Source organism: Sinomicrobium endophyticum, from assembly GCF_052983315.1.
Map to the genome: position 1 here is coordinate 55,984 of NZ_JBRKIS010000010.1, position 10,790 is coordinate 66,773.

Consider the following 10,790-nt stretch of genomic DNA (forward strand, 5'->3'; position numbering starts at 1 on the left):
CCCTTAAAAGAATCACTAAAAAACTAATATATGAAGATTTTTGATATTCAACGGTTTTTAATGTGTTTGACAGCCGTATTCCTGTCACTTCCGTTATCAGCCAAACAAAACATGGATCCCGGGAATTATGAAGTAACCCTGAAAAAAGCGAATTTGATAGGGATTTTTAATCAAATAGAAGGGCAGACCCCTATTACTTTTGCTTATAATGAAACCATAGATGAAAGCACCCGGGTTAATATCCGGGAGGGAAAACAAAATCTCGAAACCTGCCTGGAACAAATCTCTTCCCAGCTAAACATAACCTTTAATTTCGTCGAAAACACGGCTTATGTTGTTCCCAAAGAAAATAAACCTGTAAAACAGCAATCCATACGGGTAGGCGGAACGGTAAGAGATAATCAGAATTTGCCACTTGCCGGGGCAACCGTAGTGGAAAAAGGGACAAGTAATGGTGTTTCTACGGATTTCGACGGTAATTTTTCCATAGATGTTTCCGGCCCCGGGGCAATACTCCGGGTATCTTATATGGGTTTTACTCCCTATGAAGTGGAGGTTTCGCAAAGCGGTAACCTGGGAATCGTTTTAACAGAAGATCGTAATGTACTCGATGAAGTCCTGGTCGTAGGCTACGGCACACAGAAGAAAGCAAACCTTACCGGGGCGGTAAGCCAGGTAAGCGGGGAAGATCTCGATAACCGCCCGATAACCAACCTTAATTCCGGTTTGCAAGGGCTCCTTCCCGGGGTTACCATAACCGGGGCTTCCGGGGCTCCCGGTAACAATGCAGGGAGCATTCGTATAAGAGGAGTCGGCACCTGGGGCGACGCCAATCCTCTGGTGGTGATAGACGGAGTACCGGGAGGAGACCTGAATATTCTCAACCCCAAAGATATAGAGAGTGTTTCGGTATTAAAAGATGCTGCTTCATCCTCCATTTACGGGGTTAGAGGTGCAAACGGAGTTATCCTGGTAACAACCAAAAAAGGGAGTACGGGAAAACCGAGCCTGTCCTATGATTTTTATTACGGCTTTCAAAACCCGACAGCTTTGCCCGATCGCCTGGGCTCCCCCGAGTATATGGAGCTTTTAAATGAATCGCAGGTGAATGTGGGTCGAAATCCTACATATACCGAAGATGAAATAAGGATCGCAAGGGAAGGAACAGATCCGGATAACTATGCCAACACCAATTGGATCAAAGAAGTGTATAAAGATTATGCGCCTCAGGAGAATCATAACCTCGCCATTAATGGCGGTAACGAGAACCTGAATTACTACCTGTCGTACGGATACCTGAAAGAAGGCGGATTGATAACCGGGGATAACTACAATTCCGAACGGAATAATACCCGGGTAAAAATCAACACCACGCTTTTTGACCACCTGGATGTCACGGCAAACCTCGGTTATGTCGACAGGAATTTTTCCGGTTCTTCACAAAATATGGGACCTTTATACCAGGCACTTACTATCATACCTTTGGTTCCGGTAAGGAATTCTGCAGGAGGATGGGGGTATATCGGGGGGTCGAGCAATCCTGTTGCGGTAGCCAGTGATGCCGGTACCAATGATTTTTCATCCGAAGAGTTTACAGGAAATATACAGGCAGTTCTGAATGTATTCGACGGCTTTAAGGTCACGGCCCGTTACGGACTGGTAAAATATAACTCGCGAAGAAATGTTTTCGAGAGAACCATCAATTATTACAGCCCGGAAACCGGGGACCTGTTGTGGCAGACCGGCTATCCCAACAAAATAACGACCAGCAGTTACAAAGGAATTTACCAGACCTTTATCGGAACAGCCGAATACGAAAAGAATTTTTCGGACACCCATCATGTAAAACTTCTCGCGGGGGCTTCCCAGGAAGAGACCATTAATGATGATCTGGGAGCTTCCCGGACCAACCTGGCTTCATCTTCCACCGGACATATCAACCTGGGGACGGAAAACCAGTTGAACAGCGGGTCTCATAAAGAAAATGCCCTTCAATCTGTTTTCGGAAGGGTGAATTACGCGTTTAAAGATAAATATCTTGCAGAAATTGACTTTCGTTACGACGGTTCTTCACGTTTTTCGGACAGCGTACGGTGGGAGCTTTTTTCTGCTGCATCGCTGGGTTGGGTATTTACTAAAGAATCCTTTTTACAAAACCTGGGGCCTCTGAATTACGGTAAAATTCGTGCTTCTTACGGAACACAAGGAAACGATCGTATAGCAGACCTGGCTTACCTGGATGTGTTGGGCCCCATAAGTACAATGCCTATAGGAAATGAACTTACCATAGGATACCGCCAGACTATTGTAGGAAACCCGATGCTGACCTGGGAGACCTCCAAAAAAACCGATATAGGACTGGATCTCGGTTTTTTTAAGAACCGGTTACTCCTGAACTTGGATTATTACGTCAATAAAACGGATAATATTTTGTTAAGGCTCCCCATCCCCGATATTTTCGGGGGACCGGCCTATCCGTATCAGAATGCAGGTTCCGTGGAAAACAAAGGTTGGGAACTTCAATTGGGGTGGCAGGACCAGGTTAAAGATTTTAGTTATAATCTGAATTTTAACTTCTCCGATGTACGGAACAAAGTAGTGGATCTTGGAGGAACAGAACCAACACTGGGAGACCGGATACGTATGATAGGGGAACCCCTGGATGCTTTTTACGGCCTTGTGGCCGACCGTATCGCTCAGGAATCGGACTTTACCTATAACGAGGCAGAAGGGATTTATATACCGAACTTTCCTCATATAGACGGAGATCCCGTACAACCCGGAGATCTTATTTATAAAGACCTTAACGGGGACGGGGAAGTAGACCTGGTGAACGACCGGAAGGTAATAGGGAGCCATATCCCCCGATATACTTTCGGATTCAGGGGAGCAGCAGCATTCCGCGGATTTGATTTTAACTTTTTTCTCCAGGGAGTAGGAAAGGCTGACGGATTGCTTACCGGGCCGGCAAGACATGCTTTTATAACCGAAAGTGCTATGCCACAGGACGTGCACCAGGACCGATGGACCCCGGAAAATACCGGTGCGGGTTACCCGAGACTGACCTATCAGCAGTCTTATAACCAGCGACTGTCCACGTATTGGCTGGAAGATGCTTCTTACATCCGGCTGAAAAATATTCAACTCGGATATACACTTCCCACCTCCGTTACCGAAAAGTTCAGGGCTACCAAACTGAGAATATATTTCTCTGCGGACAACCTGTTCACCATTACCGATTATTTCAAAGGATATGACCCCGAATCCCCGGTTCATGATATCGAAGACCCTGTGACTAACGGACAATTTTATCCGCAACTGAAAACTTTTGTCTTCGGCCTCAATATAAACTTCAGATAATTTTAAAAGATATGGACATGAAACGAATACTATACCTCAGCAGTTTATGTTTAATGCTGTTTGCCTGTGACGGGGATTTTCTCGATCGCGATCCGCAGGACCAGCTTACCAATAATAACTTTTGGGAAAATGAAGAGCAGCTTACATTGGCTGCAAATGCGCTCTATTCCAATGTCAAGGCCAAAAATACCGTAAATATGGAGAATATGGGAGACAATACCCTCTGGCCTTCCACTACGCAGTATCAGCAAATAGGCAGCGGAAATTACGGTCCGGACCAGACTACCCTGAATACGGAGTGGACCACCCAATACAAAGGAGTGCGCCAGGCCAATGCTTTTCTGGAAAACTATAAAAAAGCCGACATAGATTCCTTAGTGGCCGAACGCCTGGCGGCAGAAGTACGGGTGATAAGGGCGCTGATGTACAGTTATCTTACCGCATTCTGGGGAGATGTGCCCCTGGTGACCACCACTCTCGGCCTGGATGAATTAATGATGCCCAGAACCCCAAAAGAAGACGTAATAGATTTTCTACTGGAAGATCTGGAAGACGCGGCCCGGTTTCTTCCTTCGGAGATCCCGACGGGAGAAAACCTCGGGAGGATGAGTAAAGGAGCCGCCCTGGCACTAAAAGCCCGGGTAGCCCTTTATAACAATAGATTTGAAGTCGCCGAAAAAGCGGCAAAAGATGTAATGGACCTGGGGGTATACCAATTGTTCACCAGTGGCGACCCTTCAAGGAATTATTATGACCTGTTTACAGACGCCGGCAAACTGGCGAACGGAAATAATAAGGAAACCATTATAGCCCGTTTAAACCTGGAAGATGTTTCTATGCATAATTTAAGCCGCGAGATCCAGGTTCCCGATCAGGTAGTACGGTGGAATCCTACGAAGTCCCTGATAGACACATATCTTATGGCAGACGGTCTCCCCATAGATAAGTCACCCTTGCATGACGTAAATACCTATGAAGATGTTTTTAAAGATCGCGACCCCAGGATGGTACAGACTATCCTGCAACCCGGATCGGAGTGGGGAGGACGCTACGACGGACGGAAAGAAAATGATAATCCCGGGATATTTGAAGTCCCGAAATTCCAGTCGGACCGCCGGGGAGCCGTAACCCTCACCGGGTATTATTTCACCAAATATGTCGATTTGGGAGCGGTACCGACATATAACAGGGATGATAATGATTTCCATCTGCTACGCTACGCCGAGGTGCTGTTAACCTATGCCGAAGCCAGGGTGGAACAGGGAACCCTCACACAGGAAGATGTGAACAAGACGATCAATTTATTGCGGGAACGCGTAGGAATGATCCCCATGAACCTCGCTGAACTGGAAGCCAACGGTTTGAATATCAGAGAAGAAATACGACGGGAGAGAAGAGTGGAACTCGCCCTGGAAGGACAAAGATATTTTGATATAAAACGATGGGAGCAAGGAGAGTTTCTCGGAGAAGATGTAAAAGGGACCAATATTCACTGGTTGGCCGATCCGGAAGCAGCAGGGAATTTACGAACGGATGAAGACGGCTTTATCCTTGCCCATACGGGAAGGACGTTCGATCCGGGGAAACATTACCTGTGGCCCATACCATTACCTCAATTGGAACGCAATCCGGACCTGGCACAAAATCCGGGCTGGTAACGTACTGGTAAAATATATACCTGTATCCGGAAGGCGGTTAACGGAAAATGTTATAAAGCCCGATAACCGCCGGAGGATCGGGTGTATTCCGTAGTAAGAGAATAAAGAGTTCAATTTTTAAAACACAGCAATGCGCATAGTAATAACATTATATATGGCTTTTATGGCCTTTTCCGGTCTTTATTCCTGTAAAGGATCAGGGCAATCTGCCAGTAATGAAAATATGGAAATATCTGAGAAAGATAGTACAGGAGAAGCTCCCGTAACCATATTAAGTTATAATATTCACCATTCCAATCCACCTTCACGTCCGGATTATATTGACGTCGCTGCCATCGCAGAGGTAATAAAAAAGAGTAATGCGGATATTGTCGGTTTGCAGGAGGTAGATGTGTATACAGAACGTTCCGGACCAGCATTACACATGGCCCGGGAACTTGCGGAATTATCCGGAATGGATTATTTCTATTTTTCCAAAGCTATAGATTACAAAGGAGGGGCATATGGTACAGCGATTCTTTCTAAATATCCCTTATCCGATACCTTGACGATAAGCCTGCCGTCAGCAGCAGGAACAGAGCCCAGGGTGCTTTCCGTAGCTACGGTGACTTTTGACAATGACCGTAAATTCTGTTTTGCCAATACCCATCTCGATTATACCAATGCTGACAATAATATGGACCAGGCCGAACACCTGGCCTCGTATTTTGAAGAATTTCCCCTGCCTGTTATCCTTACCGGTGATTTCAATGTAGCTCCCGAAAGCGAAACCATCGCTTATCTCGACCGGCATTTCGTCCGCTCCTGCATAGATGCCTGTTCTTACACTTCCCCTGCCGATAATCCGAGGAGAACAATTGACTACATTATGTATAAAGGAAGGAATGTCTTTACCGTTGAAAAACACCAGGTACTTCAGGAAAATTATGCTTCCGATCATCTGCCGGTAAAAGCGGTTTTGAAAATGGAATGATCCTGTGGTACTTTAGGGATTTATTTTAACGTGAGTTTCGATTTAAGACAAGACCAAATAAGCTGGTTATAAGGACTTGTGTCAAAATAGTGCTATCACCTCGAGAACTAACATTTTGGCAACCGCATAAAGTAATAATGACGTATCTGTCGGCCCGAGCCCTTCGGCTGTGCTCAGGATAAACTAAAGTCGAGGGGTTTTATAGTTCGAATGGTCTTTCAAAGAGGTCTCGACTGCGCTCGACCTGACAGGGTTTAAGTTAACTATCTGTTATTATGAATGATATAGGTATAACTCACGTTATTTTAAAATTATTTTAAATATTTCGTTGGTCAGTACCGGATTACTAAAAAATCACATACTCCCGATACAAAACAACGTTTCCCCGGTATTTACCGGAGGGGTCCCTGTTTTATAAAGAATGATACCGTCTTCCGGAGATGTAATATCGGTTAGTTTATTACCGAATTCATCCGTAATATATCCCAGCAATTGTCCCCCCGATATACGGTCACCACTTTTGAGATCACTGTAAAAAATACCTTTTGCCGGACTTTTAATATAATCCTGCCCTGTTATCCACACCTGTTTTTTTGATTTGCGATCACCGGGGTGTCTGTACATTTTCATTACATCGAGCATGTTGTAAACCCCGGTTTTGATCAGTTGTACGGCATCTTCCTGCACCGTTCCCAGTTTTCCCGCTTCAATGCTCAAAGCGGTAATGCCTTGTTGTGTAGCATGTTTGAATGCGTATTGTGCCGGTTCTTCCGGACCGATATTATATGGATACACAACATTATAGGTAAAACCAGCCGCCTGGGTAAGTGTCCTGGCCAGTTGATTTTGTTCGGGAGCATCTTTTTTATCATAATAACACACAAAAGGCAGAAGGTCTTCACTGGCATCACCCCCGTGAATATCCAGGAATACATCCGAACGGGTTATGATCTTTTCGGAAATATAATTCGCTATTCGCTCCGTCATAGTCCCGTTTTTATCGCCTGGAAACACGCGGTTCAGGTTTTTTGCATCCTGCGGATTTAGAAAAACGGTTCTGTCGTAAAAGGCGGGTGTGTTAGCTATTGGGATGATAACCAGCGTTCCGGTGAGTTTATCCGGGTTTAGTTCTGCCAGTAATTCCTGTAAAGCAATAATAGGTGGATATTCATAACCGTGTATTCCACCGACTAAGGTAAATACCGGGCCCTCGTTTCTTCCTTTGATGACACTTACGGGGAGTGTAGCTTTGTTTTTGGTATCCGTAATTTTCAGTAATGTGTCCAATCTGCTTGCGGAGGGGATATTTTTCCCAAATATAAAATCGTTTTGTGCGTGTAAGGCACTATTGGAATTCCACAACAATAATAGAAAAGCAATCCGTACTATTTTCATAACAAACTGTTTTTTTTGGTTGACAGGAATACGGCGGGAAATCTCTTTTGTTCCCTCTCATTTATAATGCAACCATATTGCAAATATATCTATAATTTGTTGTGCGGTTGGCCGGAACGGTAGAAAAGTATAGTAGGAGAGCAACCCGTATGGAAAGTAAATACTTGTTTAAGTGCCTGTTATTTAAGTGTTAATGGTGATTTCAAGTTGAGGGGAAATAACTGAAAATATATTTGCAACTATGTTGCAAATGTTCTATTTTAGTTCTGTTGCAACCGGGGATAAGCCGAAAACCCGTAAAACAGTAGGCATAACCTTTAAAAATTAAGCCATGAAAAATCATGCAGAGAACATTAAATTGAATCTCGAGGACCTACAATTGGAAAGTTTTGTAACCAGTATTGACAGCGAAGTTGCTTCCCGTTTAGCAGGTGGATTGGGTAACCTATCTCATCCAACCCACACGGAGCCCACCGATGATCATCATAACCCTCCGATTGAATGTACGACAGTTATCTGTTAAACCCCACTTTTTAAACAGAAGAGGCCGATCAAAAGGCCTCTTCTGTTATTTCAAATTCCTTTTCTTCTACAATCCCCGTTTTTATCATTTCTATAAACTGTTTCAGTACCATTCCTTTAAAATCCAGTATTTCATCCGGGGTTTTTACCTCTTGTGAAAAATGGCGGAGGAGTATAATATCGCTAAGGTCGTCAGCCGAATAGTATTGGGCACTCAAATAAGATACCAACAGGGTATGGAACTTACCGACAGGGGTCTTGCTTACACCGTTTTCGTTAGAAATCAGTATTAAGGCTTGATGTCCGGAGTCTGCATGTATGATGTCCTTCAGTTCCGGTCCGAGAGGATGTGTGTGTACATGACCGGAAAGTGTAAAGGGTATTTTAAGCAGGGCAATAGGGGAGAAGCTGCACAATATTTCTGCACGGGATTGGTAGTGCTTTCTTTTCATATGGTAACACAGGTAACCTTTGTGAGATTTCCACAGGGCTGTCCATGTATGCTCATAATTGAATATTTCCTCTAATGCCGGTACGGTACTCGTATATTGTTTTATCCGGCGTTCAAATGCAGGAATGTCTTCATCTCGGATGTTTTCTGCAAGTCCGGGCAAAGTATTCAGGATACGGATAGTTTCCGGGTAGTATTTCCGGAAAATATATGAGATCATATATGTCCTCGAATAATCCTTAAGTGTCTTACGTTTATGGGGCTTTGGCAAGCGTGGTATACAAATACTATCCATATCCGGGTTCAGTATATGTAAAATACCATATCCCACACCGGCTTTGCCCGACAGCAGGCCGCAATCTTTCCCGTTGATGGAGACATAGGTATTATAGGACTGATGCCCGGAGTACTGTTCTTTCGCGTTATCCGTGATAGCGACCAGGTTGGAGAGATCGTATGCTTCGGAATGTTTTCTGTAGCGGGATAAAAAAGGAATATGCCCGGTATAGCCGCTACACAGCGTATAATCGGGACGGTCATTTTGCCGTAAGTGTTTCAGGCTGGATTTCATTACCGTTTTACATTGATCCAGGTAGATGGACTTACCGGTTACTTCATAAGCATATAACCTGGAGATGCCTATGCCCGAGGCCCCGTGTGCCCAGGAATTTACATTTCGCATAGTCGGTATAAACTGTTCCAGGTCCCACCGGTGTGCTTTTTCCAGGCCCAGGCGATGGGGCCCCATACGCAGGTCGAGCCAGTTCCCGGACTCGGGGTGGAAGTATTGCATCTCGTAAGCCAGGGCCTGTTCTGCCAGGTATACCAGTCCGTCACTTTTAAAATAATTCCCTACCTGTAACAGCACATAGGCAATTCCCGAAGCGCCATGCGAAAACCCGGTCATGCTGTCATAAGCCGATTTTGCCCGGGAATAGTCCCATTTCAGCCCTGTTTCCGAAATACGGAGTTCTTTAATAAATCTTCCGATCAATTGTTCTATAATATCCAGTACGGTGTTATTTTCGCTGTAATGGTAGAGCAAGGTCATTACAAACAGGTTACCTGCATAACCGCTTAATAAGTCTGCTTTTACCGGCTGCTCCACAATATCCTTTGCATGGTCAATAGAAAGATATAACGCCCGGGCCAGGTCATCTTCTTCACCGGTTATTTCATAGCGTTTTAACAGCGTGTAAGGGACACCTGTAAAGCCGGTATAGAAACAGAAGTATTTTTGTTTTTGTTCCGAGGCGTGCAGGATAAAACGTATGATCTTTCCTGCGGTTTCCAGGTCTTCCTTATTACCTTCGTATTTGTAGAGTTCCAGGAAAAAGAGCGCAATTCCGCTATTGCCGTTAAAGATATTCAAAGATAATTCCGCTGCGGTTTCCAGGCCGTCTTTTTGATATACGGGAGTTTCCCAGAATATGGTTCCTTCCTTATGTTTTGCCAGGGAAAGAATATCTGTTTTGATCTGGTGTAAATGCCCGGTAAGCTTTCTTTTTTCTTTTTCGGTTAACATGGCGGTAGGATAAATTAGGCAGAAATTTGATTTTTGTGAATAAACTGCAGGCATTGCTGCGTACAATACATACCATAGGCCTCTTCGTGATTGGAAACTCCCAGGCGGTTATTGGCCATATGCATCATACTGCTTATTACCGATTTCATTTTGTCTTCGGCAAAGCCGATATTTTCATATTCCCCGAAAACTTTGGTACTGGTCTGCAGGAATGTAAGGGAACGTGCATCGGCATTACCTTGTACAAGTTCTTCCCAGAATATTTTGGAAGCAGGTAATATCTGTCCGGAGTGGCGTAGAAAAGATTGACGGAACAGGTTTAGCCATTGTCCTTTTTGTGTTTCTTCATCCGCGGAACCATCGTATAACCGGGGTAACCATCCTTCTATAAAAAAAGTACATATTTCATTTAACCCGCTTGCGTCCAGCCCGGTGGCAAATAACAGGATGAGGTGCATCCGGAGAGATTCGATGAGCACGGGCGCTTTCGAAGTTCCCGCCAGCCATTCCAGGACAAATGCCGATGACCGGAAAAACTGGTGTTCTGCCCGGGGAAGGCTTTTAAGGTTACCATAGCGTTCCATTTCGGGGATATAGGGAACAAATTGTACCGTCGGAGCCGGGAGTGAGGAACCGGGGTCCCGGGAAAGAGCCGGATATTCCTTAAAAAAAGATGCCGCCTGCCGCAGGAGTTCCTCCCGGATGAATTCTTCTTTCCCGGGAAGAGAATTTAACCTGAGCCTGATATGGCTTCCCCCTTCCCGGTACCGGATAAAAAAATAGGGAGTAGGGTGTTGCAATTTCATGGAAATATCATCAAGAAAAGGACGGACAAGATATACTAATACGTTGTCCAGATTCCCCGGGTAAAAAATATGTGCGGCAAGCCAGTTATTTTGTTTCATA

Annotated in this window: 7 protein-coding genes; 4 read left to right on the forward strand and 3 right to left on the reverse strand. The window is 44.7% G+C overall.

Going from position 1 to position 10,790, the window contains the following annotated elements:
- Positions 1-30: 30 nt before the first annotated feature.
- The 3 genes from ACVBDU_RS02705 to ACVBDU_RS02715 all read left to right on the forward strand — a co-directional run bounded on the left by ACVBDU_RS02705 (position 31) and on the right by ACVBDU_RS02715 (position 5,991).
- Positions 31-3,360 carry a SusC/RagA family TonB-linked outer membrane protein gene (locus ACVBDU_RS02705; protein ID WP_447178241.1) on the forward strand — a complete coding sequence of 1,110 codons (3,330 nt, stop codon included), beginning with the start codon at positions 31-33 and terminating at the stop codon, positions 3,358-3,360.
- A 17-nt stretch (positions 3,361-3,377) separates the two neighbouring features.
- Positions 3,378-5,018, forward strand: a complete 1,641-nt coding sequence (locus ACVBDU_RS02710) for a RagB/SusD family nutrient uptake outer membrane protein (RefSeq protein ID WP_447178242.1) — start codon at positions 3,378-3,380, stop codon at positions 5,016-5,018.
- 130 nt (positions 5,019-5,148) lie between these two features.
- Entirely contained in the window at positions 5,149-5,991 is an 843-nt protein-coding gene (locus ACVBDU_RS02715) for an endonuclease/exonuclease/phosphatase family protein (protein WP_447178243.1), read from the forward strand.
- A 354-nt stretch (positions 5,992-6,345) separates the two neighbouring features.
- On the opposite strand, the gene ACVBDU_RS02720 is transcribed toward ACVBDU_RS02715, so the two are convergent.
- A complete protein-coding gene (locus ACVBDU_RS02720) occupies positions 6,346-7,386 on the reverse strand; it encodes a succinylglutamate desuccinylase/aspartoacylase family protein (RefSeq protein ID WP_447178244.1) in 1,041 nt (346 codons plus the stop codon).
- Positions 7,387-7,717: 331 nt separating this feature from the next.
- Between ACVBDU_RS02720 and ACVBDU_RS02725 the strand changes: the two genes are divergently transcribed.
- Entirely contained in the window at positions 7,718-7,909 is a 192-nt protein-coding gene (locus tag ACVBDU_RS02725; protein ID WP_447178245.1) for a pinensin family lanthipeptide, read from the forward strand.
- 28 nt (positions 7,910-7,937) lie between these two features.
- Here ACVBDU_RS02725 and ACVBDU_RS02730 read toward each other — a convergent pair whose 3' ends face one another.
- Both ACVBDU_RS02730 and ACVBDU_RS02735 read right to left on the reverse strand, forming a co-directional pair.
- Positions 7,938-9,884 (reverse strand): lanthionine synthetase LanC family protein, encoded by a 1,947-nt coding sequence (locus ACVBDU_RS02730; RefSeq protein ID WP_447178246.1) that lies wholly within the window; start codon positions 9,882-9,884, stop codon positions 7,938-7,940.
- 14 nt (positions 9,885-9,898) lie between these two features.
- Positions 9,899-10,789, reverse strand: coding sequence for a thiopeptide-type bacteriocin biosynthesis protein (locus ACVBDU_RS02735; RefSeq protein ID WP_447178247.1), 891 nt, complete (start codon positions 10,787-10,789; stop codon positions 9,899-9,901).
- Between the last annotated feature and the right edge of the window lies 1 nt (position 10,790).

What these genes read in the sequence shown, in the direction of transcription:
- ACVBDU_RS02705 (WP_447178241.1), top strand. Translation starts at nt 31, where the DNA reads ATGAAGATTTTTGATATTCAACGGTTTTTAATGTGTTTGACAGCCGTA.
- ACVBDU_RS02710 (WP_447178242.1), top strand. Translation starts at nt 3,378, where the DNA reads ATGAAACGAATACTATACCTCAGCAGTTTATGTTTAATGCTGTTTGCC.
- ACVBDU_RS02715 (WP_447178243.1), top strand. Translation starts at nt 5,149, where the DNA reads ATGCGCATAGTAATAACATTATATATGGCTTTTATGGCCTTTTCCGGT.
- ACVBDU_RS02720 (WP_447178244.1), bottom strand. Translation starts at nt 7,386, where the DNA reads ATGAAAATAGTACGGATTGCTTTTCTATTATTGTTGTGGAATTCCAAT.
- ACVBDU_RS02725 (WP_447178245.1), top strand. Translation starts at nt 7,718, where the DNA reads ATGAAAAATCATGCAGAGAACATTAAATTGAATCTCGAGGACCTACAA.
- ACVBDU_RS02730 (WP_447178246.1), bottom strand. Translation starts at nt 9,884, where the DNA reads ATGTTAACCGAAAAAGAAAAAAGAAAGCTTACCGGGCATTTACACCAG.
- ACVBDU_RS02735 (WP_447178247.1), bottom strand. Translation starts at nt 10,789, where the DNA reads ATGAAACAAAATAACTGGCTTGCCGCACATATTTTTTACCCGGGGAAT.